Below are 24,649 nucleotides of genomic sequence, written 5' to 3' on the forward strand. Positions count from 1 at the left end.
CACGGGTCCGGATCACAGGTCCTCCGGCGTTTGCAGCAGTTCGTCGATCCTGGTTAGGAAGCGGCCGCCGCGCAGCCCGTCGCTGACCCGGTGGTCCGCGGACAGGGTGGCGGTGGCGGCGTGCCGGATGCCGAGCATCCCGTTGTGCGCCCACGGCTGTTCGAGGATCTTGCCGAAACCCACCATGGCCACCTGCGGCGGATAGATCACGCCGTAGACGCTTTCGACGCCGAGGTCGCCAAGGTTGGTGACGGTGATGGTGGGGTCTGCCATCTCCGCGCGCTGCAGCCGGCCGGCCCTGGCCCGGCTGACCAGGCCGCGCAGCTGCTCCATGAGGTCGTCCAGCGTCAGGGTGTCTGCGTCGTGCACGGCCGGGGCCACGATCCCGCCGTGCCGCAGGGCCACCGCGACGCCCAGGTGCACCGCGCTGCTGGGCTGGAACGCGCCCCTGGTGAAGAAGCCGTTCATGTCCGGCACCTCTTTCGCCGCGAGGGCGGTGGCCTTGAGCAGCAGGGCGGAGGGCACCAGGCGGGCGGTGACGGGCCGCTGCTGGTTGGCCGCCTGCATCCACGCCATGGCCGCCGCAAGATCCAGGGTGGTGGCGAGGTAGTAGTGCGGGATTTCCTTCTTGGACCGGGACATCAGCGCGCCGATTGCCTGCCGCAGGCTCTCCGCCTTGCTGCCGGCTGCAGCCCGCTCCTGCCGGGGTGCTGCGGGCAGCGCCTTTTCCGGTGCGTTCCCTGGCGCCGTTGGCTGCGCGGGCGCCGGCGGGCGGGCTTCCGACGGCGGCGCTTCCGCCGGCTTGTCCGCGCCGGGTTCCCCCGAACGCCCCCGCGGCGGGACGGCGGCGAGCACGTCCTCCTCAGTGACGGCACCGCCCGGGCCCGTGCCCGTTACGACCGGCAGGTCCACCCCTAGTTCCGCCGCCAGCCGCCGGGCCAGCGGCGAGGACCGCACGCGGTGCGCTTCGGGTGCTGTTGCCGGCTCCGGCGCCCGGGTGCCGGACGCCGCAGCGGCGCGTTCGACGTCGGCCCGGGTCACCTCTCCGCCGGCTCCGCTCCCGCTGAGGCGTCCGACGTCGACCCCCAGCGTGTGCGCCAGGTGCCGGACCGGCGGCGGAACCTTGGCGCCGGGTTCCGGGTGGCCGCCCGTGGCACCCGGGTGAGCGGGCGTTGCCTCTTTTGCTGTCAAAGGTGAGCGGGCGTCGGGGGGAATGCTGCCGGAAGTGCGCGGGGGTTGGGGCGCGGGTGGCGGCGGGAGTTCGGCGGGGGTGGCCGTGATCCGGGCGATGGGGGTCCCCACCTGCACGGTGTCGCCGATGTCCACCAGGAACTCGGCGACGACGCCGTCCTCGAAAGACTCGATGTCCATCACGGTCTTGTCCGTGTCCACGGCCGCCACGAGGTCCCCCTTGTGGACGTAGTCACCCGGCTTGACCAGCCACTCCACCACCTTGCCGTGCTCCATGTCTGCGCCCAGGGACGGCATCCGGAATTCAGCCATGGGTCCCCACGGCCCTCCGGGCGGCCGCCATGACCCGCTCCACCGACGGCAGGGCTGCCTGTTCCAGGTGCTTGGCGTACGGGACGGGCACCTCCAGGCTGCACACCCGTTCCACCGGGGCGTCCAGGTCGAAGAAGGCCTGCTCGCAGATCCTGGCGGCAATCTCCGCCGAGAGGCTGCCGCTGCGCCAGCCCTCGTCCACCACCACGGCCCGGTGGGTCCGGGCCACGCTGTCCATGATGGTGGGCGCATCCAGCGGCCGGAGGGTCCGGAGGTCGATCACGTCGGCCTCGATGCCTTCGGCGGCCAGCAGGTCCGCGGCCTCCAGCACCATGGGCAGCGTGCCGCCGTAGGTGATAAGCGTCAGTCCGTTCCCGTGGCGCACCACCGCCGCCTTGTCGATGTCCACGGCGCCGGCGTCGTCGTCGAGCTCGCCGGCCATGTTGTACAGCGAGCCGTGCTCGAAGACCAGCACCGGGTCCGGGTCCTGCAGCGCGGTCCAGAGCATGCCCCGGGCGTCGGCCAAAGTGGCGGGGGCCAGGATGCGCAGCCCGGGAATGTGCGCGTACCAGCCTTCCAGGCTGTGCGAGTGCTGGGCACCGAGCTGCCGCCCGGCGCCGGTGGTCATCCGGATGACGATGGGCACGTTGAACTGGCCGCCGGACATGTGCAGCAACGTGGCGGCGTTGTTGATGATCTGGTCCAGCGCCAGCAGGCTGAAGTTCACTGTCATGATTTCGACGACGGGCCGCATCCCGCCCAGCGCCGCACCGATCCCCGCCCCGACGAACCCGGACTCGGACAGCGGCGTGTCACGGATCCGTTCGGGCCCGAACTCCTCCAGCAGCCCCAGGCTCACGGCGAAGCTGCCGCCGTACCTGCCCACGTCCTCGCCCATGAGGAACACCCGCTCGTCGCGTTGCATCGCGTCACGGAGGGCCGCCCGCATCGCTTCCCGGTACGTGGTTTTCATCCTGCCGCCCCTTCTTTCCCGGCGCCGCCGCCGGCGGTGGCAACGCCGCTGCCGGCCTCCGGCGGGTCGCTGTACACAAACCGCATGAGTTCGGACACCGGTTCCGGCGTGCCGTTCTCGGCGAACCCGACCGCGGTGCTGATCTCGGCGTCCACGTCCGCCGCCAGCGCCGCCCAGGTCTCCTCCGGCAGCTGGTCCGCGGCCTGCATGGTTCCCTGCAACAGGCTGATCGGGTCCCGTTCCATCCAGCGGGACACCTCCGTTTTCTCCCGGTACAGCTCCGGATCGAACATGGAGTGGGCGCGGAAGCGGTAGGTGCGCAGTTCCAGGAAGTGCGGTCCGCCGCCGGACCGGACGGCATCCACCGCCCGCCGGGCAGCTTCCTCGACGGCGAGCACGTCCATCCCGTCCACGGCCCACGCGGAGATTTCGTACCCGGCGGCCTTGAGCGCGATGTCCGTCTGGGATTCGGAACGGCCCAGCGCGGTTCCCATGGCGTAGAGGTTGTTCTCGCAGCAGAACAGCACCGGGAGCTGCCACAGTGCGGCCAGGTTCATGCTTTCGTGGAACTCGCCTTCGGCCACGGCGCCTTCGCCGAAGAAACAGGCGGTCACGCGCTGGCGCCCGGCCATCCGGTCCGCGAGCGCCAGGCCGACGGCAAGCGGCAGGCCACCGGCCACGATCGCGTTTCCGCCGTAGAAGCGCGCGTCCGCGTCGAAGAGGTGCATGGAACCGCCGCGGCCGCGGCAGCAGCCCTCGGCGTGGCCGTACATTTCGGCGAGGATGGCACCGGCGGAAACGCCGCGGAGCAGGGCGTGGCCGTGCTCCCGGTAGGTGGCCACCACCGCGTCGTCGGGCGCCAGGGTTTCCATCACCCCGGCGGCCACGGCTTCCTCGCCGATGTACACGTGCAGGAAACCGCGGATCTTGGCCGCGCTGTACAGCTCAATGCATTTTTCTTCGAGCCGGCGGACCCGCAGCATCTGCCGCAACAGGTGCAGGGCGTGTTCCTGGTCGCGGATGGCCTGGTTCCGCAGGGTGCTCATGGCTGCTCCTTGCCGAGGCCCGGCGCAGGTCCGTCCGCCGCCTCCAGGGTTGACGTGTCGCCTTCGGGCAGTCCCAGCTCGCGGGCTTTCAAAAGCCGGCGCAGGATCTTTCCGCTCCGGGTCTTGGGCAGCGTGCTGGTGAAGTCGAGCAGCCGGGGTGCGACGGCGGCGCCCAGCCGTTTCCGGGCGAAGCCGATGATCTCCAGTTGCAGGTCCTGGCTGGGCTGGTTGCCCGGCTTGAGTTCCACGAAGGCCTTGACCACCTCGCCGGCCACGGGGTCGGGTACTCCGATCACCCCGGCTTCGGCCACCGCAGGGTGCTCCATCAGGCAGCTTTCCACCTCGAACGGGCCGATCAGGTGGCCTGAGGACTTGATGACGTCGTCGCCACGGCCGACGAACCAGAAGTAGCCGTCGGCGTCCCGTTTCGCCAGGTCGCCGGTGAGGTACCAGCCGCCGGCGAAGCACCGCCGGTACCGCTCCTCCTCGTTGAGGTAGCCACGGAACATGGATGGCCACCCGGGGCGCAGCGCCAGCTCACCCATGGTGTCCGGTTCCGTGACCAGGACCGCCTGGCCGTCCGTAATGACCGCTTTACCGTTGGCGTCCCGTGCCACGAGCGCAGCCTCGATGCCGGGGAGCGGACGGCCCATGGACCCGGGGCGGACGTCCATGGCGGGATAGTTGGCGATCATGATCCCGCCGGTCTCGGTCTGCCACCAGTTGTCGTGCACCGGCAGGCCCAGGACCTCCTGGCCCCACACCACCGCCTCGGGGTTCAGCGGCTCCCCCACGCTGGCGACGAAGCGCAGCGCCGAAAGGTCATGCCCGGCTGCCCGTTCGGCCCCGGCCTTCATGAGCATGCGCAGTGCCGTGGGGGCGGTGTACCAGACGCTGACGTGCTGGTCCGCAAGGATCCGGTACCAGCGGTCGGCGTCCAACTCCTCCTCGTCCACGATGGCGGTGACGCCGTGCACCAGCGGCGCGATGATGCCGTAGGACATGCCGGTCACCCAGCCGGGATCGGCGGTGCACCAGTAGACGTCCTGCGGGTGCAGGTCCAGGGCGAAGCGGCCGGTGGCGTAATGGGCGGCCACGGCGCCATGGACGTGGATGGCGCCCTTGGGCGTGCCGGTGGTGCCGCTGGTGAAGTGCAGCAGGGCCATGTCCTCCGGCTGGGTGCCTGCGACCTCCCCGATCGGGTCCGCCCGGGACAGGAGTTCGGCCAGGTCAAGGGTCCCGGGTTCGGGGGTGCCGTCCGCGTCCGCCAGCAGGATGTGGCGGAGTTCGGGAAGGCTGTCCCGCACCGGTGCCACCTTCTTGCGGTACAAAGCCCTGGTGGTGACCAGTGCCCGTCCGGCACCGAGGTGCAGCCGCTGCCTGACCGGTTCGGGGCCGAAGGCGGAGAAGAGCGGGCAGAAGACGCTGCCGTTCTTGAAGGTTCCCAGCACCGCGGCATACAGCTCCGGGCTGCGGCCCAGGAGGGAGAAGACCCGCTCACCGCGCCCCACCCCCAGGGTCCGGAGCACTGCCGCGAACCTGCCGGACTGCTCCGCAAGGTCACCGTAGCCAAGGGACCGGGTGCCGCCGTCGGCCCTGATGAAGCGCAGGGCTTCCTTGCCGCCGCGGCCTTCGGCCACGTGGCGGTCAACGGCCTCGTAGGCGATGTTCAGCCCCCGGCCCCCGGGCAGCCCGGCCAGTGCCTGCCGGGCTTGGTCCCAGCTGAAGTCGCGCCGGGCTGCGTCGTAGTCCGGCATGTTGGGCGGCACCGGGAAGGCAGCCACGTCCTTGATGATGGCGGGCCAGCGCGTGGAACCCTGGACGTCGGAGGCCGCGGTGCTCGGCTGGTCCATCATGCTCCTTTGGTTTGGCCTAGAACCCGCTGGGTTCGGTCTCGAGCTCAGGTTCGCCGGGCTGGTCCTCATGGTGCAGCGGGCGCAGCGCTTCAGTCCGTGGATGCCAGAACAACGCGTCGTAACGGTCCCCCATCCGGGTGGGCACGTAGTTGCCCCATTCCCGCCGCGGGTTGTAAACAACACCTATGGCCCGGTGCCCGCGCCAGGCCGGCAGCCAGGGGCCGGTCCGGTCTGCCCCGAACACCAGCAGGGACCGTTCCCCCAGCACCTCGTTCAGCAGGTCCTCGTGACTGCCCGGCACAGCGGCCGGAACGTCCATCACCCGCTCCGGAGAGCCCCACGACTCGGCCGCCGTGACGGACCCTGAGTAGGACGCAAACCCCGCCAGCACCACCTGTCCCGCGTGGCGTTGGCGGAGCAGCTGTCCGACGTTGACCATCCCGCCATGCGCCATATCCGTAGCCCGGGCGTCGCCCACATGCGTGTTGTGCGCCCACACCAGCCCCTTGGATGCGGGCCCGTGGTGGCGTGCGATGCGGTCGGCGGTGTCGCTCATGTGAAGGTCGCGGATATTCCAGGACTGCTGGTCGCCGCGCACCATGGTCCGGTAGTAATGCTCGGCGTTGGCCGCGACGACGGCGTTCTGGAATGCGTCAAAAGCGGCGGGATCGTCCTGCATCCGGCCAAGTGCGCGCCGCCGGACTTCAGCCAGCAATGCCACCACGTCCGCTTCGCAGGACTGCGGAACCAGGCGGTTCCCCACGGCGTAGCGCTGGGGATCCTCCCGGAAGGGAATGAAGCAATGCCAGGCCCGCAAGGCAGCCGGCAGGGCATCCGGGGCGTTGTTGTCCAGCCATGCGAAGATCTCCCGCAGGGAGTCCCACAGGGAGTAGACATCCAGGCCGTAGAAGCCCGTCCGCTGGTCTGCGGGGAGCCGGAGGTTCCACTCACGCAGCCACGTCAGGAAGTCGGCAACCTCATGGTTGGCCCACATCCAGGTGGGCCAGCGTTCAAAACCGGCCAGCAACCGCCGCGCATCGAGGTCCTGCCCGGATTCTCCCCTGACCCAACGGTTGATGCGCCAGCAGTCGGGCCAGTCGCCTTCCACGCCAACCCAGGTGAAGCCGTATTCTTCGATCAGCCGGCGGCTGAGAAGCGCCCGCCAGTGGTAGTACTCCTGGGTGCCGTGGGACGCCTCGCCCAGGCACACGAATCGGGCGGGAGCTGCGAGGCGGACCAACGGTTCAAGCCCGTCGGCGGTGGCCAGGGGGTGCGCGAGCCGGCGGATTTCTGCGGCCTCCGCCGCATGTTCCGGCTCGCGTTCCAGCGGCCGGCCTGCGTCGGCGGTCATTCCCTGGCCTCCGGTACGGTACGGCCCACCGGTGACGGCAGCAGGTAGTGGTGGAACCAGTCGGCAGCCAGGTTCGCGGCCAATGCCAGGGTTCCGGGCTCCTCGAACAGGTGGGTGGCCCCCGGGACGATCTCGAGCCGGGTGGGCGCCTGCATGCGTGCCATTGCCTGGCGGTTGAGTGCGAGGACCTGGGTGTCGGCACTTCCAACGATCAGGAGGGTGGGGGCCCTGACGGCGTCGAGCCGCGGACCGGCAAGGTCAGGCCGTCCGCCCCGGGACACGACGGCGGCAACTTCGGCGCCGGGCTCGGCAGCGGCCCACAGCGCTGCTCCGGCACCCGTGCTCGCGCCGAAGTAGCCGATCCGTCCGGCCGAGCCGTCATGCCGGACCTCCAGCCAGTGGGTGGCGGCTGAGAGGCGCCGGGCCAGGAGCGCGATATTGAAGACATTGGCACGGTTGACTTCCTCCTCGGGGGTCAGCAGGTCCAGGAGCAAGGTGCCCAGGCCCGCCCCGTGCAGGACGGAGGCCACGAAACGGTTGCGCGGGCTGTGCCGGCTGCTGCCGCTGCCGTGGGCGAAGATCACCGTGCCGTCGCACACGGCCGGCAGGTATAGGCTGCCCCGCAGCACGGCCATCCCGTCCGGGATCTCGACCTCGTCCACCAGGCTTCCGTCGCTCCCTTCGACGCCGCCATGGGAGGGCGGGGATGCGGCTGCATCCAGCAACTGCACCACCTCGCCATCCTCGGTGGGGGAAAAGTCGTGGTAGTAGTAGCCCACGGCCTGGAAGTCCTGGGGCGAGAGCAGGCAGACGACATCGTCCGGTTCCTTGAGCTCCACGATGGCCCGGGCAGGGGCCACGGGCACGGCAAGGATGACTTTCGCGGCTCCCAGGTGCCGCGCCACCTGGCAGGCGGCCTTGGCAGTGGAGCCGGTGGCGATGCCGTCGTCCACGATCACCGCGGTGCGGCCGGTGAGGTCGAGCCTGGGGCGCCCCTGCCGGAACCGTGCCACCCTGCTCTCCAGCAGGGTGCGCTCCCGCCGTTCCACCTGCTGCAGGTCCTCCTGGGAGACGCGGGCCATGGAGATGGTGCGTGGATCCAAGACCCGGACGTTGCCCTCCCCGATGGCTCCCATGGCCACCTCAGGCTGGAACGGGACGCCCAGTTTCCGGACCACGATCACGTCCAGTGGCGCCTCGAGGGCCTTGGCGACCTCGAACGCCACGGGCACGCCGCCTCGGGGCAGGCCCAGCACCACCACGTTTTGTCCCCGGAGTCCGGTGAGCCGCTTGCCCAGCCGCCGCCCGGCGTCGGCCCTGTTCAGGAATGCAACCATCACGCTCACCCGCCATGTGGGAGTTCTTCCGCGGGGAGGATCGCCCCGGCCGCGGGGGTCCAGGACATCCGGAGGACGAAATGGGCCTCGGAACTGCTCCTGGCTATCATCGCCCCCGCGTCTCCCGCCAGATTCACGCCAAATTCGATTTCGATCTGTTCCGGGTACAGCTCCGCCATGGCCTCAAGTGCGGCGTGGGCCGCCGGTCGGACGCTGGCGAGTGCATCTTCCAGCCTCCTGCCGGTGTCCAGGATCCCCTGCTCGTTGCGCGCGGGGTGGTCCACCCCATAGCTGTTGTCGGCAGCCTCAACGAGCACGGTCCCGGATCCCACCTCATACCGCATCACTTCAGTCATGGCGGATGCTCCCCTGTCTAGTGCGAGATGCGCAGGTTGTGCTGGGCATCCGTGCTCGGCTTGATGGCCACCGCGGTGACCACCAGCGCCACTGCCCCCGCAATCCACGACGTCCACGCTGCGCCCGTCGCGCCCGTGTAGGACCCCAGCCACGGCGAGAGGATCAAGACTGCGGCAATGACAGCCTGGGCGTATTCCATGACCGGTGTTCCGGGCATGGCCAGGTTGATGATGCCGCTGACCACCAGGAGCCCGCCGAAGACGAGCATGAGGGTGGTGGACATGTTTTGCTGCTGCGTAAACAAGACCGCCACGGCGGTGAAGAGTCCAGCGGCAGCCGCTACATAGTCCTGCCACCGATACCACTTTTTCACTGATCTTTCCTTTCTGGTGTGGGCGGTACGCCAGTACGTCTCCGCCCTATGGGCCTCTGCTGCCCATGGTTCAAGTCAACGCCTGCGCTCATGCACCCAATAGGGCAGAAAGACCTGCCCAGGGGGTTGCGCGCCGACTACTCAGTGTTACTATCTACTAGTAGTCAGCAACACTAGGTACCAAGGGGATTCCATGGGCAAGCAAATGACCGAAATGCTCAAGGGCACGCTGGAGGGCATTGTCCTGGCGCTCCTGGCCGTCCAGCCGGCATACGGCTACGAAATCACCGCCCGGCTGCGTGAACAGGGCTTTTCGGACATCGTCGAGGGCACGGTCTACGCACTGCTGGTCCGCATCGAACAGCGCGGCCTGGTGGACGTCGCCAAAGTCCCCTCGGAAAAAGGACCTCCCCGGAAGGTCTATTCGCTGAACGCCTCCGGCAGCGGTTACCTGGACGAGTTCTGGACTTCCTGGAGCTTCCTCGCCGAACGTATCGAGCAGCTCCACCACACCAACCACCAGCAGGAAAAAGGAGAATGACCATGACGCAGGGATGGCTCGAAAAAGTCACCGGCTCCTTCGACGACAAGAAGCGCTGGCGCCAATACAAGGCCCGCAAAGAACAGCTGCCCGGCAGCTACCGGACCACCATCGACGCTCTGGAACGCTACTTCACGTATGCGGGTGCCATCGTCAAAGGCGACATCCTCATGCAGATGCTCGAGGACCTGGCCGACCTCATCGAGGGGGCCGCAGCGGACGGAACCCCGATCCGCGACATCGTTGGCGATGACCCCGTGGAGTTTGCCGAAACCTTCATCAGCAACTACTCGGACGGCCAGTGGATCAACAAGGAGCGCAAGCGCCTCACCGACACCATCAACCAGGCCGCTTCCGGCGAAGCCTGAGAGATCCCACACCGGAAGGACCAGCCGTGACCACAGACCAGGCCCTGCAACCCGCCATCCGGGTCCAGGGCATCGAAAAGTCGTTCAAGGACCTGCACGTGCTGCGGGGCGTCGACTTTGACGTGACGCCGGGAAGCATCTTTGCGCTGCTCGGATCCAACGGCGCCGGAAAAACCACGCTGGTGAAGATCCTGTCCACCCTGCTGAAGCCGGATGCCGGCACGGCCACGGTGAACGGTTTCGACACCGGCACGGAACCCGCGCACGTCCGGGAATCCATCAGCCTCACGGGCCAGTTCACAGCTGTGGACGACGTCCTCACGGGCTGGGAAAACCTGGTGCTGGTGGCCCGGCTGCGCCACCTGGCCAGCCCGGACGCGGTTGCCGGCGCCCTGCTGGACCGGTTCGACCTGGCCGAGGCCGCACACCGCAGGGCAGGCACCTACTCCGGCGGGATGCGGCGGCGCCTGGACATCGCCATGAGCCTGATCGGAAACCCCAGTGTCCTCTTCCTCGACGAACCCACCACCGGGCTGGATCCGCAGGCACGCAACGAGGTATGGCGGACCATCCGGCAACTTGCGGGCCAAGGCACCACCGTGCTGCTCACCACCCAGTACCTCGATGAGGCGGAACAACTCGCGGACCGCATCGCCATCCTGCACCAAGGCATCATCATCCAAAACGGGACGCTGGCCGAACTCAAGCAACTCCTGCCTGCTGCCACGGTGGAATACGTGGAGAAACAGCCTTCGCTCGAGGACGTCTTCCTGTCCCTGGTGGGTTCCGCCCCGGACAGCCGTGCCAGCGGCGCCTCGGCGCAAGGAAAGGACCACCGATGAGCACCCACGCCTTGCGGGATACCGGCGTTCTGACCGGCCGCTCGCTGCGGCACATCCTGCGCAGCCCGGACACCATCATCACCACCGCGGTGACGCCCGTGGCCATGATGCTGCTGTTCGTCTACGTGTTCGGCGGCGCCATCACCACCGGCTCAGGAGGCTCCTATGTGAACTACCTCCTGCCCGGCATCCTCCTGATCACCGTCGCCTCGGGCGTGGCCTACACCGCCTACCGGCTGTTCCTGGACGTCAAGGGCGGGATCGTCGAAAGGCTCGGATCCATGCCGATCGCCAGGCCCAGCATCCTGTGGGCCCATGTCCTCACGTCGCTGGCCGCCAACCTCGCGGCGATCGCCATCGTGATCGGCGTTGCGGTCCTCATGGGGTTCCGCAGCGGCGCATCCTTGGCAGCGTGGCTCGCCGTCGCCGGAATCCTGGTCCTGTTCACCCTGGCCCTGACCTGGCTGGCGGTCGTTGCCGGCCTGACCGCCAAGACGGTGGATGGCGCCAGCGGCATGAGTTACCCGCTGATTTTCCTGCCGTTCATCAGTTCGGCGTTCGTTCCCACGGCCACCATGCCCGGCCCGGTCGCCTGGTTTGCCGAGAACCAGCCGGTGACTCCGATCGTGGACACCCTCCGTGCGCTGCTCGCGCAGGAACCCGTGGGGACCGGGATCTGGACGGCGCTTGCCTGGCTGGCCGGGATCCTCGCCGTGGCGTACGCGGCCGCTGCAGCCATTTACCGCCGGAAAGTGGGCTGAGGACGCAACCCGGACAGATTCACTGCGAACTCACAGGAAGTGCCCGTGCAAATCCGGGCCGCGGTATGCAAGAGTGTCCGCAACGCTGGGGAGCCGATACCTGCCGGCCGGGCTGCCACGCAGCCCGGCGGGCAGGCCCGCAGCGAGGAACAAGTGAGGCCGGGCGTGAAAAACAGCACTGAGCGCCACACCGGGGCGGCCCGACGCCGGGCCCCCGGCCTGCTCCTGCTTCCGGCCCTCCTGCTGCCCACCTTGGCGGCATGCACTCCGAATGGCCCCGCGCCCACGCCTGCCCCGTCTGTGTCCAGCAGCACGGCAGGCACCCCGGCACCCAGGCCCAGCGCCACCAAGGACCCTGCAAGCCACATCCAAACGCCCGGCCACGTGTTCGTCATCACCTTGGAGAACAAAGGATACGACTCCGCATGGGGTGACCATTCCCCCGCGCCCTACCTCTCCGGAACGCTCCGCAAGAAGGGCGTCCTGCTCAAGAACTACTACGGCATCGCCCACAATTCACTGCCCAACTACCTGGCCCAGATATCAGGCCAGCGGCCCAACGACAGCACCATGGCCGACTGCCACACCTACACCGAGTTCAACGCCACCGGCACCGACTCGGAAGGCACCCTTCAAGGCGACGGCTGCGTCTACCCCCAGGACACCCAAACCCTGGCCGGGCAACTGGCCGCCCAGGGCAAGACGTGGAAGGGCTACATGGAGGACATGCAGGAGCCATGCGAACACCCGGCGCTGGGCGAGCCTGACAACCACATCAAGGCCAGCCCGGAGAGCCAGTACTCCACGCACCACAACCCCTTTATGTACTTCCGCTCCATCACCTCCTCACCGGACTGTGCCAGGAACGTGGTCAACTTCGCAGCGCTCGCGGGCGACCTGAAGTCCGTGGACACCACGCCCACCCTGTCCTACATCACACCCAACCTGTGCCACGACGGCCATGACGCCACGTGTGCCGACGGCACCACCGGCGGCCTGGAAGCGGTGGACGGATGGTTGAAGGAGCAGGTGCCGGCCATCCTGTCCTCACCGGCCTACAAGCAGGACGGGATGCTGGTGATCACCTTCGACGAGGCCGAGGGCGACTCGTCCGGTCCGCCTGAATCAGACACGGCAAGCCCGGCCGGCGGCGCCGCGGGGGGCAAGGTGGGCGCGCTGGTGCTCTCGCCGTTCAGCAACGCGGGCACGTCCTCGGACCGGGCCTACAACCACTACAGCCTGCTGGCCAGCATCGAGGACTTCTTCTTCCTCCCCCGGCTGGGGCTGGCCGGCGATCCCGGGGTCGCCACCTTTGGCGACGACGTATTCCGGAAGGAGTCCTAGGTGAAGCTTCCATGGAACGGCCGACGCCGGTCAGTCCTGGCAGGCCTCGTTGCGCTGGCGGTCCTGGTGGTTCTCGCCGTCGTCCTTCCCAACGCGTTGCGCGCCGGCCCGCCGGCACCCACCACGCCCTCCTCCGCCCCGGCCCAGGATGCGGGCGCGGGCGCTGCCGCCGGCCAGGGCGCCTCTGCGGACGCCGGGATCTCCAAGATCAAGCACGTGGTGATCATCACCCAGGAAAACAGGTCCTTCGACAGCTACTTCGGGACCTACCCCGGCGCAGACGGCATCCCCATGAAGGACGGAAAGCCCGCCGTGTGCCTCCCGGATCCGGCAAATGGCGGCTGCATCGCCCCCTTCTACAACTCCGCGGACAGCAACGCCGGCGGTCCGCACAGCCACGCCGACGCCACCGGGGACATCAACGGCGGCGCCATGGACGGGTTCGTAGCCCAGGCGGAGAAGGGGCTCTCCGGCTGCAGCGCCGCCAGCACCAAGTGCACGTACAGCACCACCATGCCCACCGACGTGATGGGCTACCACGACGGGCGGGACCTGCCCAACTACTGGGCCTACGCGCAGAATTTCACCCTCGAGGACCACCTGTTCGCCTCGGCGGCGTCCTGGAGCCTGCCCGCCCACCTCTACCTGGTCTCGGAATGGTCGGCGAAATGCAGCAAAGCCGGGGACCCGTCGTCGTGCGTGAACGCCCTGCAGGACCCGGACCCCGAACCCGAGCCGCAAATCATCAAGGACACCCTGATCGGCAAATGCCAGGCCGGCATGGACCTGGACCCCTGCCGTGAGGCCCTGGAAGCGGCGGGGATCGATCCGGGCCTCGCTGCCCAGATCGACCAGCTGATCGGAACCAGCTGCCAGCCCACCGATTCCTACGCCGTCTGCCAGGCAGCCGTGGACGCCGCCCCGGTGTCCGATGACCTGAAGAAGAAGCTCACCGACGCCGCCAAGAAACTGGAACTGCCCGACTACGCCTGGACGGACCTGACCTTCCTGCTCCACAAGCACCAGGTGTCCTGGGCCTACTACGTCTTCAACGGCACCGAACCGGACTGCCGGAACGACGCCGCCACCTGCGACCCCGTCAAGCAGGACGCCAAGACCCCCGGCCTGTGGAACCCGCTGCTGTACTTCGACACCGTCAAGGAAGACGGCGAGCAAGGCAACATCAAACCCCTGGGCGGGTTCTACGACGCCGCCCGGCAGGGCACCCTGCCGGCGGTCACCTGGGTGGCACCCACCGACAAGGTCAGCGAACACGCCCCCGCCAAGATCAGCACCGGGCAGGCCTACGTGGCCGGCCTGATTAACGCGGTGATGAGCGGTCCGGACTGGGACAGCACCGCCATTTTCCTCACCTGGGACGACTGGGGCGGGTTCTACGACCACGAAAACCCGCCGGTGGTGGACAACAACGGCTACGGCCTGCGCGTGCCCGGCCTGGTGATCAGCCCGTACGCCCGGAAGGGCTACATCGACCACCAGGTGCTGAGCCACGACGCCTACTTCAAATTCATTGAGGACGACTTCCTGGGCGGCGAACGGATCGATCCTGCCACGGACGGACGGCCCGACGCACGGCCCGACGTCCGTGAAAACAACCCGCAGCTGGGCGACCTCGCCAGGTCCTTCGACTTCACCCAGGCCCCGCTGCCGCCCCTGATTCTGCCGAATGCCACCACCTACTGACGCCCGGCGTTTCCGGGCCGGTTAGGGGATGCAAACCTTTGTGGTAAACGGAACCGGGCGGTGGTTAACTGCCAGCATGTCTGAAACCGTGAAGCTCAGCCACAACGAACCCCACGACAGCAGCGTGGCCGCCCGCCTGAACTGGCTGCGGGCCGGTGTCCTGGGCGCCAACGACGGCATCGTCTCCGTCGCGGCAACCGTAGTGGGCGTCGCGGGCGTGACCAACGACCTCGCCCCGATCCTGGTGGCGGGAACGGCCGCCGTGGTGGGCGGCGCCGTGTCCATGGCCCTGGGCGAATACGTGTCCGTCAGCAGCCAGAGCGACAGCCAGCGGGCATTGATCGAAAAGGAACGCCAGGAGCTCCGGGACGATCCCGACGGCGAGCTGGCCGAGCTCGCGGAGATCTACCAGGCCAAGGGGCTCAGCGAAGCCACGGCCCGGACCGTCGCCGAGGAGCTCACGGCGAAGGACGCGTTGAAGGCGCACCTGTCCGCCGAACTGAACATCGACGAGGAGGAGGTGGTAAGCCCCTGGCATGCCGCGTTCGCCTCCGCGATCGCCTTCACGGTGGGCGCCGTACTGCCGATGCTGGCCATCATTTTCCCGCCGGAGCAGGCGCGCATCCCGGTCACGTTCGTCGCCGTGATCCTGGCGCTCGCCTTGACCGGCACCGTCAGCGCCAGGATCGGCGGAAGCTCCAAGCGCAAGGCAACCCTGCGGCTGGTGGTGGGCGGCGCACTCGCCATGGCCTTCACGTTTGCGGTGGGCAGCCTCCTGGGCACCACGGGCATCGCCTAGCGGGCCGCCGGGGTACCGGCGGGACCTTCGAGGCTAATTACGTCACGCCATGTTTGCGTAATTGATGTGAACCTCGTCACTTAAAGCGCTTTCCGGCTTGGAGCTTAGGTTTGCCTACCCTACAGTTTTTGAACATAGGCACCGCCTCCCGGTGCCCGTAAAGACTTAGGTTCACGCAGACTTTTCCCCACGAAAGCAGCCTCAATGAAGATCCGCAACAGCGCGCTGGCAGGCATCGCACTCGCCGCCACCGCAGCTCTCGGCCTGACCGCCTGCGGCGGTGGCACGCCCGCCGGTGACAGCTCCGCTTCCAACGGCGCCCCCTCCGGCGAGATCACTGTCTACAACGCCCAGCACGAGAGCCTGACCAAGGAATGGGTGGACGCCTTCACGGCGGAAACCGGCATCAAGGTGACCCTCCGCCAGGGCGACGACACCGAAATGTCCAACCAGATCATCCAGGAAGGCCAGGCGTCCCCCGCGGACGTGTTCCTCACCGAAAACTCCCCCGCCATGACGCAGGTGGAGAACGCCGGCCTGTTCGCCGACGTCAACAAGGACACCCTGGCCCAGGTTCCCGCCGAGTTCGCGCCGTCCACCGGCAAGTGGACGGGCATCGCCGCCCGCTCCACCGTCCTGGTGTACAACAAGACCAAGCTCACCGAGGACCAGCTGCCCAAGTCCATGCTGGACCTGGCCAAGCCGGAGTGGAAGGGCCGCTGGGCCGCTTCGCCCACCGGCGCCGACTTCCAGGCCATCGTCTCCGCGCTGCTGGAACTCAAGGGTGAAGGCGCCACCGAAGACTGGCTCAAGGCCATGAAGGACAACTCCAAGGCCTACAAGGGGAACAGCACGGCCATGAAGGCGGTCAACGCCGGCGAAGTGGACGCCGCGCTGATCTACCACTACTACTACTATGGCGACCAGGCCAAGACCGGCGAGAACTCCAGCAACGTCACGCCGTACTACTTCAAGAACGAGGACCCTGGCGCGTTCCTTTCCGTCTCCGGCGGCGGCGTGCTCAAGTCCTCCAAGAATGCCGCAGCTGCGCAGGCGTTCCTGAAGTTCATCACCGGCAAGAAGGGACAGGAAGTCCTGAAGAACGGAACGTCCTTCGAATACGCCATTGGCTCCGATGTGCCCGCCAACGACAAACTGGTGCCCATCAAGGACCTGCAGGCGCCCAAGGTTGACGCCGCAAAGCTCAACTCCCAGAAGGTCAGCGATCTGATGACCCAGGCCGGACTCCTCTAATTCCGTGACCACCGATCTATCGGCTCCCGCCAGGCGGGGCACGACGACGGCGGGCCGGGGCAACAGCCCCCGCCCGCCTTTCGGCGTTTCCGCGGTGTCCGTCCTGGCGGTGCTGATCGCCCTCTTCTCCCTCGTCCCGCTGGGGTACGTGGTCTACATGACGGTGGCAACCGGGTGGGACACCGCCGTCGCCCTCATCCTGCGCCCCCGGGTGGGCGAACTGCTGGTCAACACCTTGCTCCTGATGGCCGCCACCGTCCCGCTGTGCCTGCTGCTTGGCGTGGCGGGGGCTTGGCTGGTGGAACGGACCAACCTCCGCGGCCGGCGGATCTGGGCTGTCCTGCTGGCCGCTCCCCTGGCCATCCCGGCATTCGTGAACAGCTACGCCTGGGTGTCGGCCATCCCCTCGCTCGGCGGCCTGGGCTCAGGAATCCTGATCTCCAGCCTGTCCTACTTCCCGCTGGTGTACATTCCGGCGGCCGCCACGCTGAGCCGGCTGGACCCTGCCATTGAGCAGTCCGCCGCCGCTCTGGGACTGGGCGCCTGGCGGGCATTCTTCCGGGTGGTGCTTCCCCAGCTGCGGATCGCCCTGACGGGAGGCGGCCTCCTGGTGGGGCTGCACCTGCTCGCCGAATACGGCGCCTTCGCCATGATCCGGTTCGATACCTTTACCACCGCGATCATGACCCAATACCGTTCCACCTTCAACGGGGCCGCGGGCAACATGCTGGCCAGCGTGCTGGTGTTCTTCTGCCTGCTGCTTCTGATGGCCGAGGTCCGCAGCCGCGGCACCGCCCGGTACGCGAGGATCGGCTCGGGGGCGCAGGCACGGGCACTCCGCCTCCCGCTGCATGCCTACCAGATCCCGGGCCAGGCCTTCCTGCTGGCGCTGACGGCACTGGCGTTCGGCCTCCCGCTGTACTACGTGCTGAAATGGATCGTGGCCGGCGGCGCGGATGTCTGGACCGCCGCTGAATTCCTCCCGGCCCTGCTGGCCACGTTCGGATACGGCCTGGCCGGCGCTGCCGCCACCATCGTGGTCGCGTTCCCCATGGCGTACCTCGCGGTCCGCAGGCCCGGCTGGTTCAGCAAGTCCTTGGAACTGTCCAACTACGTCACCAGCTCGATGCCCGGCATCGTGGTGGCCCTGGCGTTCGTCACCGTCAGCATCCGCGTGATGCCGGGCATCTACCAAACAGCCGGCGTGCTGGTGGCAGCGTACGTCCTGCTGTTCCTGCCCCGGGCCCTGGTGAACCTCCGGGCCGGGCTGGCGCAGGCTCCCAAGGAGCTTGACGAGGCCGCGCAGGCGCTGGGCAAGCCGCCGCTGCTGGCCTTCATCCGCGTCACACTGCGGCTGACCGCCCCGGCCGCTGCCGGCGGTGCGGCCCTGGTTTTCCTGGCCATCGCCAACGAGCTCACCGCCACGTTGCTGCTGTCCCCCAACGGCACCAAGACCCTGGCCACCGAGTTCTGGAGCAAGAGCAGCGAAATCGACTACGCCGGTGCGGCTCCCTATGCCCTGTTGATGATCCTGCTTTCCGCCCCGATGACCTACCTCCTCTTCCAACAGTCCAAGAAAGTAGCCGGACAGTGACAGCACCATCCACCCGTCGGCTGCCCGAACCACGGGTCTCCCCCTCCGTGGCGGCAACCACCAACAGCCACCTCCAGATCACGGACGTCACCAAGAACTTCGGATCCCAGGCGGTCCTGAGGGGCGTCAACCTGTCCGTGGCCAAGGGCGGGACCACCGCCATCGTGGGTCCGTCCGGCTCCGGCAAGACCACGCTGCTGCGCCTCATCGCCGGTTTTGAACACCCGGACACCGGCACCATCTCGCTCAACGGCACCACCGTGGCAGGCGACGGCGCGTGGCTCCCGGCGCACAAACGCCAGATCGGCTACGTGGCCCAGGACGGCGCGCTCTTCCCGCACCTGACGGTGGGCCAGAACGTTGCCTTTGGCCTGGATCCGTCCAAGCTGGAGGGCGGCCGGCGGGCCGTCGCGGCACGGGTGGCGGAACTCCTGGACATGGTGTCCCTGGATCCGGCCATGGCCAAGCGCCGCCCGCACCAGCTCTCCGGCGGCCAGCAGCAGCGCGTGGCCCTGGCCCGTGCCCTGGCCCGGGAACCGGAACTGATGCTCCTGGACGAACCCTTCTCAGCCCTCGACGCCGGCCTCCGCGTGGCCACCCGCCGCGCCGTGGCCAAGGTCCTGGCAGAGGCCGGGGTTACCACCATCCTGGTCACCCACGACCAGGCCGAAGCGTTGTCCTTCGCCGACCAGGTGGCGGTCATGCGCGGCGGCAAGCTGGCCCAGATCGGCAACCCCTTCGTCGTCTACACCCGTCCCGCGGACCGGGCCACCGCCGAGTTCCTGGGCGATGCCGTCATCCTGGATGCCTGGCTCGAAGGGTCGCTGGCCACCTGCTCGCTGGGCGGCATTCCGGTGCGCCGGCCGCCGGCGCAGGGCAAGGTCCAGTTGATGCTGCGGCCCGAGCAGATCCGCATCGCCGAGGACGGCCCCATCCGCGGCGTGGTGGTGGACACTGACTACTTCGGCCCCGAAACCACGGTGCGGCTCAAGCTCAACGTGCCGCAAGAGGTGGCGGAGCACGCGGACCACCGGTACCCCGGCGGCGGCGAAGTGATCACCATCCGGCATTGGAACGCCTCAATTGCCCGGCCCGGGATGGAACTGTGCCTCCGGGTGGTCGGCGAAGCAGTCGCGTTCCCGATGGAGGACTGAGCTCCGGCCCCGGCCGCGCTCGGCGGCGTATCCGAAGCTTGTCCGCGCATCTGAAGCTAGGGGGCACAGATGGACGAACAAGCTTCTGACCGGTGCGCCCGCCACTGCTGACACAGAAAAAACACCGGGCCGAAACACTCCGGCAACCTCTTCACGGCAAGCTGTGCGTACGGGGATACAACAGCAGGAGGCAGCCCTCATGGAGGCACAAGGAATACGTACCGCCCAGCTCCGCATCGGGGACCAGATCGAAGCCTGGCACCGAGGCAAGCTTTTCCACAGCGGCCGGGTGACCGACGTCGTCCCGGCCCTTGAACTCTTCTGGATCCTGGATTCCAGGACCGGTGCGCGGAAGCTGCTGGACCCGGAGGCCCTGGAGATCCGGCACGTGGAGGTCACGGCCGTTCCACCGGCCGCCCAGGCGAAGCCGCTCGCGACGGCGTGAGCGGGGTTCCGGCCGGGCAGCCGGCAGGACCAGCGGCTTAGGTCCGTTCCTGGTAGACGTCCGGGATGCCGTCGTGGTCCGAATCCACTTTCTCGAGTTCTTCGGCGAGCCGGTACTGGCGGTTCCGGGTTCGCAGCACCACCGTCGCCAGCAGCGCGGCGATCAATGATGCGGCCAGGATGCCCACCTTGGCATGGTCATCATGCAGGCTGCCGTTGCCGAAGCTGAGCTCCGCCACGAGCAGGGACACGGTGAAACCGATGCCCGCCAGCAGCGCCACGCCGAACACGTCGATCCACGTGAATGAGTTGTCCAGGCTGGCCCTGGTGGCTTTGGTCAGCACCCAGGTGGTGGCAAGGATTCCCACCGGCTTGCCCAGGACCAGGCCCAGGATGATGCCCAGCGCCACCGGGTCCGACAACGCCGAAGCCAGGCCTTCCCATCCGCCGACCAGCACGCCTGCGGAGAAGAACGCAAAGATCGGGACCGCGACGCCCGCGGAAATGGGCCGGAACCGGTGTTCGAAGATCTCGGCGAGCCCCGGACCCGCTTCCGGACCGCCGGAGGCCTGTGACCTAATCACCGGCACCGCGAAGCCCAACAGCACACCGGCCACAGTGGCATGGATACCCGAAGCATGCACCAGCGCCCACGTCATTACCCCCAGCGGCAGCAGGATCAACCAGGCCGCGGCGGCATGGCGGCCGAAGAACCGGCGGTACTTTTGCGCGAGGAACGCATAGGCCGCCAGCGGAACGAGCGCCAGGAGCAGCGGGGTGGGCTGGATGTCGCTGGAGTAGAAGAACGCAATGATGGTGATGGCAATCAGGTCATCCACCACGGCCAGCGTCAGCAGGAAGATCCGCAGCGCGCTGGGCAGGTGGGAGCCGATGATGGCCAGGACGGCCACCGCAAAGGCGATGTCGGTTGCCGTGGGGATGGCCCAGCCGCGCAGGGTTTCCGGGCTGGCGAGGTTGACGACGGCGTAAATCACCGCCGGGACGGCCACACCGCCCACGGCGGCGGCCACGGGGACGATCGATTTGCTGATCTGCCGCAGGTCGCCGGCCACGAATTCCCGTTTGAGTTCCAGGCCCACCAGGAAGAAGAAAATGGCCAACAGGCCGTCAGCCGCCCAGGCACCCAGGCTCAGCTCCAGGTGCCACGGCGCGTAGCCCACCGTGAAGTCGCGGAGGGCAAAGTAGCTCTCCGATGCCGGGGAATTGGCCCAGACGAGGGCGATGACCGCCGCGATGACGAGGAGGGCTCCGCCGACCGTTTCCTTGCGGAGGATTTCACCGATCCGGAGGGCCTCGGCGTAGCTGCCGCGGGAGAAGACGGTGGAGCCGAAAAACGTGTTCCGGCTGGGCGGGGGCGGTGTTGGTGCAGGCGGGGCGGAGGTCATGGAGGCATCCTTATTTCCGGGTTCGACAAAGCCATGCCGACCAGACTTCCCGGCGCACCTGGGTCCATTCTACCGGGCGGGAGGGTCAGCCTGCGCGGCGTCCCCCGGTGTCCCGGCTCCGCCCATGCAGTTGGATGGCCCGAACGGCGCGGTCCAGGTAGGTCCGCCCGTCAACGGAATTGGCCAGCTGCACCAGTTCGGCGGCCACCACCACGAGCTTGACGTTCCGGTGGCTGCTGGTGGCCACGAGCAACTGGAAGGCCTCGTCCGAGCCGAGCTTCAGCAGGCCCATGAGGATGCCGCGAGCCTGGTCGATCACCGTGCGGGTGGAGGTGGCGCCGGCAACGGCATCCCGCGCAGTCTGTTCGGTCTCGCGCTGCAGGGTCCGGGTGAGGTCCACCATCACGCCTTCGAGCGCCACCACTGATCCGTCGTCGCCGAGGATCGCCTCACCGGAGGTCATGACCCGGCGCGTGTGGCCTTTGGCGTCAATAATGCGGTGGTACATGCAGAAGAAGCCGCCGGTCTCCGCCACCCTGGCGGTGATTTCCTCGCATTGTCCGCGGTCATCGGGATGCTTGTGCGCAAAGACGAGTTCGAGGGTGGGCACCACCTCCCCGCGCTGGTAGCCGTGCAGCTGGTACATGCCATTGGACCAATGGAACGCCGGCCCGGCCAGGTCCACGCGGAACACCCCGGCGTCGCACTGGTCGTCTCCGAGGGCGCTGGAGTAGGTGTACAAGTCGCTCAGCTCGGTCACGAGGCCCACTTCCCAGGTATTGGCCAGCCCCCAGCGGGCCGGCACCGTACTCGCTCCTCCCAGTATGGGCGAATGGAGCAGCGGAAAGTAGTGCGGGAGGTCCTATGGAACTCCCGCAGGAAATGGGCTAAGGACTTGAACGCACATACCCCTAGGGGGTATATTCAAGCTGTTGTCAGTGACGTGGTTTGTCCCGGCCGGTGCCTGCACCGGCCTTACAGCCGGTCAACCCCAGCGCCCCATGATCGTCTATGGAATGGAACTGACATGAGCCACGGGAACCACTCCCACCACCCGGCGGCGGCCGGCCCCCTCACGCACGCTCCGGCGGCCCCCACCGGGCACCCTCACCACGGCGGCCACGAGCATGACGATGACCACGCCGTGCACACCCACGGGCAGCACGCCGGCCACAGCACCGCCATGTTCAAGAACCGGTTCTGGCTGACGCTCGCCCTGTCCGTGCCGGTGGTCTACTTCAGCCCCATGATGGGTCACCTGCTGGGCTACATGCCGCCCGAGTTTCCCGGCGCCGCCTGGATTCCGCCGGTCCTGGGCACCGTGATCTTCCTGTATGGCGGCCAGCCGTTCCTCAAGGGCGGCCTCCAGGAACTCAAGGACCGCACGCCCGGGATGATGCTGCTGATCGCCATGGCCATCACCGTGGCTTTTGCGGCCTCCTGGGTCACCAGCCTGGGGATCGGCGGCTTCGACCTGGATTTCTGGTGGGAGCTGGCGCTCCTGGTGGCCATCATGCTGCTGGGCCACTGGATCGAAATGCGCGCCCTCGGATCCGCCCAGGGCGCCCTTGACGCCCTCGCGGCGCTGCTCCCGGACGAGGCCGAGCGCATCACGGAGGGCGGCACGGAAATTGTCCCCGTTGCCGATCTGGCCCCCGGCGATCTCGTCCTGGTCCGCCCCGGCGCCCGCATGCCGGCGGACGGGACCGTGCTGGACGGCCAGGCGGAGTTCGACGAGTCCATGATCACCGGCGAATCCAAAACCGTCCCACGCGGCACCGGCGATCCGGTGGTGGCCGGAACCGTGGCAACGGACAGCAGCGTCCGGGTCCGGGTCACGGCAGTGGGCGACCAGACCGCCCTGGCCGGAATCCAGCGGCTGGTGGAAGAGGCCCAGGCCTCATCCTCGCGCGCGCAAGCCCTCGCGGACCGCGCGGCGGCGTTCCTGTTCTACTTCGCCGCCGGAGCCGGCGTGCTGACCTTCATCGGCTGGACGCTGCTGGGAAGCGTCCCCGACGCCGTTACCCGTACCGTCACTGTCCTGGTGATCGCCTGCCCGCACGCGTTGGGGCTGGCCATCCCGCTGGTCATCGCCATTTCCACCGAACAGGCCGCCCGGGCAGGGGTGCTCATCAAGAACCGGATGGCACTGGAGCGCATGCGCACCGTCGACGTCGTCCTGTTCGACAAGACCGGCACCCTGACCACCGGCGAACCTGAGCTGAAGGACATCGCCGCCGCCGAAGGTGCCGAGGCCGATGCCGTGCTCGCCCTGGCCGCCGCCGTTGAATCCGACAGCGAGCACCCCGTGGCGCGTGCCATCGTCCGGGCCGCCGGAGCCCGGAACCTGGCACTCCCGGCAGCCACGGGCTTCACCGCCCTGGCGGGCCGGGGCGTCCGGGCCGTCGTGGACGGCCGCACTGTGCACGTGGGCGGACCCGCGCTCCTGCGCGAGCTCGGCGTCGTCGAGCCCGAGGCCCTGGCCGTCCGGACGCGGGCATGGATGGAACGCGGCGCCGCAGTCCTGCACGTGGTGGACGGCGACGGCACCATCCTGGGCGCCGTGAGCATGGAAGACGCCGTGCGGGCCGAATCGCGGCAGGCCGTGTCAGCCCTCCAGCGCCGCGGTATCAAGGTGGCCATGGTCACCGGGGACGCGCGCCAGGTGGCGCAGGCCGTGGCCGCGGACCTGGGCATTGACGAGGTATTCGCCGAGGTCCTTCCCGCGGACAAGGACAAGAAAGTTGCCGAACTGCAGGCCCGTGGCTTGAAGGTGGCCATGGTGGGCGACGGCGTCAACGACTCCCCGGCCCTTGCCCGCGCCGAGGTGGGCATCGCCATTGGCGCCGGGACCGACGTGGCCATGGAATCCGCCGGCGTGGTGCTGGCAGGAAACGATCCGCGTGCGGTGCTGTCCATGGTGGACCTCTCCCGGGCGAGCTACCGGAAGATGTGGCAGAACCTGGTGTGGGCGGCGGGCTACAACATCCTGTCCGTGCCGCTGGCCGCAGGCGTCCTGGCCTTTGCCGGCGTAGTGCTCTCACCGGCGGCAGGGGCCGTGCTGATGTCTGCCTCCACCGTTGTGGTGGCCTTGAACGCCCAGCTCCTCCGGCGCCTGAAGCTGAACCCGTCGGAGGTGCAGTGAACCGGGCACTGCACCAGGCCCTGCTGCTGGCCGGCACCCTGGCCGTTATCGCGGGCCTGCTCGGCATGCACGTACTGACCGCGGGCCACGCCTCGCACGGGCTCGTTGCGCAGGGCGTCGTGTCGCACAGCGCAGCCTCCCATACGGCGCCCGCCGGGCACACCGCCGTCGTGCATTCCACGGTTGGGGACCAGCCGGGCCATACCGGCCACGCGGCGGCTTCCCTCGACGCGCCGGCTCTGGCGACGTCCACGTGCGGCACCTCCTGCCCGGGAGCGCAGGAATCGGGGGCACCGTGCATCCCAACCGCACCGGGGAGTCCGGTCACCGTTGCCCCACCCCAGGCAACCTTTGCCGTCGTCTCGTTGCTGCCGCCGGCCGGCGACCCCAGCTCCTCCTATGGGTACTTGCCGCCCAGCCCCTCACCCTGCGACCTGTCCATCAGCCGGACGTAAACCGGACTGTGCCCATCACCCCGGCCCAGTTCCACTACCTCC

General features: G+C 68.2%; 23 protein-coding genes. 13 read left to right on the top strand and 10 right to left on the bottom strand.

Annotated features, from left to right (window positions below):
• Positions 1-12: 12 nt before the first annotated feature.
• From AC4EEV_RS07035 to AC4EEV_RS07070, 8 genes are read right to left on the bottom strand one after another with little or no spacing between them, the layout of a single operon-like run.
• Positions 13-1,503 (bottom strand): dihydrolipoamide acetyltransferase family protein, encoded by a 1,491-nt coding sequence (locus tag AC4EEV_RS07035; RefSeq protein ID WP_491330516.1) that lies wholly within the window; start codon positions 1,501-1,503, stop codon positions 13-15.
• Entirely contained in the window at positions 1,496-2,476 is a 981-nt protein-coding gene (locus AC4EEV_RS07040; protein ID WP_491330517.1) for an alpha-ketoacid dehydrogenase subunit beta, read from the bottom strand. The genes AC4EEV_RS07035 and AC4EEV_RS07040 overlap by 8 nt, the downstream gene beginning before the upstream one ends.
• Entirely contained in the window at positions 2,473-3,522 is a 1,050-nt protein-coding gene (gene pdhA, locus AC4EEV_RS07045; RefSeq protein WP_491330518.1) for a pyruvate dehydrogenase (acetyl-transferring) E1 component subunit alpha, read from the bottom strand. The genes AC4EEV_RS07040 and pdhA overlap by 4 nt, the downstream gene beginning before the upstream one ends.
• Entirely contained in the window at positions 3,519-5,375 is a 1,857-nt protein-coding gene (gene acsA, locus AC4EEV_RS07050) for an acetate--CoA ligase (RefSeq protein ID WP_491330519.1), read from the bottom strand. The genes pdhA and acsA overlap by 4 nt, the downstream gene beginning before the upstream one ends.
• A 19-nt stretch (positions 5,376-5,394) precedes the next feature.
• A complete protein-coding gene (locus tag AC4EEV_RS07055) occupies positions 5,395-6,729 on the bottom strand; it encodes an erythromycin esterase family protein (RefSeq protein ID WP_491330520.1) in 1,335 nt (444 codons plus the stop codon).
• Complete coding sequence (locus tag AC4EEV_RS07060) at positions 6,726-8,066, bottom strand: phosphoribosyltransferase family protein (RefSeq protein ID WP_491330858.1); 1,341 nt, start codon at positions 8,064-8,066, stop codon at positions 6,726-6,728. The genes AC4EEV_RS07055 and AC4EEV_RS07060 overlap by 4 nt, the downstream gene beginning before the upstream one ends.
• 5 nt (positions 8,067-8,071) lie before the next feature.
• Positions 8,072-8,422 (bottom strand): CU044_2847 family protein, encoded by a 351-nt coding sequence (locus AC4EEV_RS07065; protein WP_133830538.1) that lies wholly within the window; start codon positions 8,420-8,422, stop codon positions 8,072-8,074.
• A gap of 17 nt (positions 8,423-8,439) precedes the next feature.
• Entirely contained in the window at positions 8,440-8,796 is a 357-nt protein-coding gene (locus AC4EEV_RS07070) for an SPW repeat domain-containing protein (protein WP_109045252.1), read from the bottom strand.
• 193 nt (positions 8,797-8,989) lie between these two features.
• Here AC4EEV_RS07070 and AC4EEV_RS07075 point away from each other — a divergent pair, with 193 nt between their 5' ends.
• The 11 genes from AC4EEV_RS07075 (at position 8,990) to AC4EEV_RS07125 (ending at position 19,602) form a co-directional block, all read left to right on the top strand.
• Entirely contained in the window at positions 8,990-9,337 is a 348-nt protein-coding gene (locus tag AC4EEV_RS07075; protein WP_133830539.1) for a PadR family transcriptional regulator, read from the top strand.
• A gap of 2 nt (positions 9,338-9,339) precedes the next feature.
• Positions 9,340-9,705, top strand: a complete 366-nt coding sequence (locus AC4EEV_RS07080; RefSeq protein ID WP_165838007.1) for a DUF1048 domain-containing protein — start codon at positions 9,340-9,342, stop codon at positions 9,703-9,705.
• A 26-nt stretch (positions 9,706-9,731) separates the two neighbouring features.
• Complete coding sequence (locus tag AC4EEV_RS07085) at positions 9,732-10,547, top strand: ABC transporter ATP-binding protein (protein ID WP_491330521.1); 816 nt, start codon at positions 9,732-9,734, stop codon at positions 10,545-10,547.
• Positions 10,544-11,308 (top strand): ABC transporter permease, encoded by a 765-nt coding sequence (locus tag AC4EEV_RS07090; protein ID WP_109045248.1) that lies wholly within the window; start codon positions 10,544-10,546, stop codon positions 11,306-11,308. Before AC4EEV_RS07085 ends, AC4EEV_RS07090 begins: the two co-directional genes overlap by 4 nt.
• Before the next feature lie 165 nt (positions 11,309-11,473).
• Entirely contained in the window at positions 11,474-12,652 is a 1,179-nt protein-coding gene (locus AC4EEV_RS07095) for an alkaline phosphatase family protein (protein ID WP_491330522.1), read from the top strand.
• Positions 12,653-14,356: an alkaline phosphatase family protein gene (locus AC4EEV_RS07100; protein ID WP_491330523.1), complete on the top strand. Its 1,704-nt coding sequence runs from the start codon at positions 12,653-12,655 to the stop codon at positions 14,354-14,356. It begins immediately after the preceding gene.
• A 76-nt stretch (positions 14,357-14,432) separates the two neighbouring features.
• The gene (locus AC4EEV_RS07105; RefSeq protein WP_018761699.1) at positions 14,433-15,155 is read left to right on the top strand and encodes a VIT1/CCC1 transporter family protein; all 723 of its coding nucleotides are present in this window, start codon (positions 14,433-14,435) and stop codon (positions 15,153-15,155) included.
• Between the two features lie 204 nt (positions 15,156-15,359).
• Positions 15,360-16,409, top strand: coding sequence for an iron ABC transporter substrate-binding protein (locus tag AC4EEV_RS07110; RefSeq protein ID WP_018761700.1), 1,050 nt, complete (start codon positions 15,360-15,362; stop codon positions 16,407-16,409).
• 4 nt (positions 16,410-16,413) lie between these two features.
• A complete protein-coding gene (locus tag AC4EEV_RS07115) occupies positions 16,414-18,003 on the top strand; it encodes an ABC transporter permease (RefSeq protein ID WP_491330524.1) in 1,590 nt (529 codons plus the stop codon).
• Positions 18,000-19,157, top strand: coding sequence for an ABC transporter ATP-binding protein (locus tag AC4EEV_RS07120; RefSeq protein WP_285319477.1), 1,158 nt, complete (start codon positions 18,000-18,002; stop codon positions 19,155-19,157). The genes AC4EEV_RS07115 and AC4EEV_RS07120 overlap by 4 nt, the downstream gene beginning before the upstream one ends.
• 199 nt (positions 19,158-19,356) lie before the next feature.
• On the top strand, positions 19,357-19,602 hold the full coding sequence (locus AC4EEV_RS07125) for a hypothetical protein (protein ID WP_018761703.1): 246 nt from the start codon (positions 19,357-19,359) through the stop codon (positions 19,600-19,602).
• 37 nt (positions 19,603-19,639) lie between these two features.
• Here the strand turns inward: AC4EEV_RS07125 and nhaA are convergent, their stop codons facing one another.
• Together nhaA and AC4EEV_RS07135 are read right to left on the bottom strand one after the other, a co-directional pair.
• Positions 19,640-21,007, bottom strand: coding sequence for a Na+/H+ antiporter NhaA (gene nhaA / locus AC4EEV_RS07130; protein ID WP_491330525.1), 1,368 nt, complete (start codon positions 21,005-21,007; stop codon positions 19,640-19,642).
• 85 nt (positions 21,008-21,092) lie between these two features.
• On the bottom strand, positions 21,093-21,812 hold the full coding sequence (locus tag AC4EEV_RS07135; RefSeq protein WP_018761705.1) for a PAS and ANTAR domain-containing protein: 720 nt from the start codon (positions 21,810-21,812) through the stop codon (positions 21,093-21,095).
• 222 nt (positions 21,813-22,034) lie between these two features.
• Between AC4EEV_RS07135 and AC4EEV_RS07140 the strand changes: the two genes are divergently transcribed.
• Together AC4EEV_RS07140 and AC4EEV_RS07145 are read left to right on the top strand one after the other, a co-directional pair.
• Entirely contained in the window at positions 22,035-24,152 is a 2,118-nt protein-coding gene (locus tag AC4EEV_RS07140; protein WP_285319480.1) for a copper-translocating P-type ATPase, read from the top strand.
• Positions 24,149-24,607 (top strand): hypothetical protein, encoded by a 459-nt coding sequence (locus AC4EEV_RS07145; protein WP_491330526.1) that lies wholly within the window; start codon positions 24,149-24,151, stop codon positions 24,605-24,607. The genes AC4EEV_RS07140 and AC4EEV_RS07145 overlap by 4 nt, the downstream gene beginning before the upstream one ends.
• The last annotated feature ends 42 nt before the right edge of the window (positions 24,608-24,649 follow it).

This window comes from Pseudarthrobacter sp. MOO14 (assembly GCF_058267675.1).

Bases quoted from the DNA above. Each gene is read 5' to 3' on its own strand.
- AC4EEV_RS07055 (WP_491330520.1), bottom strand. From the start codon at position 6,729: ATGACCGCCGACGCAGGCCGGCCGCTGGAACGCGAGCCGGAACATGCG.
- pdhA (WP_491330518.1), bottom strand. From the start codon at position 3,522: ATGAGCACCCTGCGGAACCAGGCCATCCGCGACCAGGAACACGCCCTG.
- AC4EEV_RS07105 (WP_018761699.1), top strand. From the start codon at position 14,433: ATGTCTGAAACCGTGAAGCTCAGCCACAACGAACCCCACGACAGCAGC.
- AC4EEV_RS07060 (WP_491330858.1), bottom strand. From the start codon at position 8,066: ATGGTTGCATTCCTGAACAGGGCCGACGCCGGGCGGCGGCTGGGCAAG.
- AC4EEV_RS07065 (WP_133830538.1), bottom strand. From the start codon at position 8,422: ATGACTGAAGTGATGCGGTATGAGGTGGGATCCGGGACCGTGCTCGTT.
- nhaA (WP_491330525.1), bottom strand. From the start codon at position 21,007: ATGACCTCCGCCCCGCCTGCACCAACACCGCCCCCGCCCAGCCGGAAC.
- AC4EEV_RS07110 (WP_018761700.1), top strand. From the start codon at position 15,360: ATGAAGATCCGCAACAGCGCGCTGGCAGGCATCGCACTCGCCGCCACC.
- AC4EEV_RS07040 (WP_491330517.1), bottom strand. From the start codon at position 2,476: ATGAAAACCACGTACCGGGAAGCGATGCGGGCGGCCCTCCGTGACGCG.
- acsA (WP_491330519.1), bottom strand. From the start codon at position 5,375: ATGGACCAGCCGAGCACCGCGGCCTCCGACGTCCAGGGTTCCACGCGC.
- AC4EEV_RS07140 (WP_285319480.1), top strand. From the start codon at position 22,035: ATGAGCCACGGGAACCACTCCCACCACCCGGCGGCGGCCGGCCCCCTC.
- AC4EEV_RS07075 (WP_133830539.1), top strand. From the start codon at position 8,990: ATGGGCAAGCAAATGACCGAAATGCTCAAGGGCACGCTGGAGGGCATT.
- AC4EEV_RS07035 (WP_491330516.1), bottom strand. From the start codon at position 1,503: ATGGCTGAATTCCGGATGCCGTCCCTGGGCGCAGACATGGAGCACGGC.
- AC4EEV_RS07090 (WP_109045248.1), top strand. From the start codon at position 10,544: ATGAGCACCCACGCCTTGCGGGATACCGGCGTTCTGACCGGCCGCTCG.
- AC4EEV_RS07080 (WP_165838007.1), top strand. From the start codon at position 9,340: ATGACGCAGGGATGGCTCGAAAAAGTCACCGGCTCCTTCGACGACAAG.
- AC4EEV_RS07125 (WP_018761703.1), top strand. From the start codon at position 19,357: ATGGAGGCACAAGGAATACGTACCGCCCAGCTCCGCATCGGGGACCAG.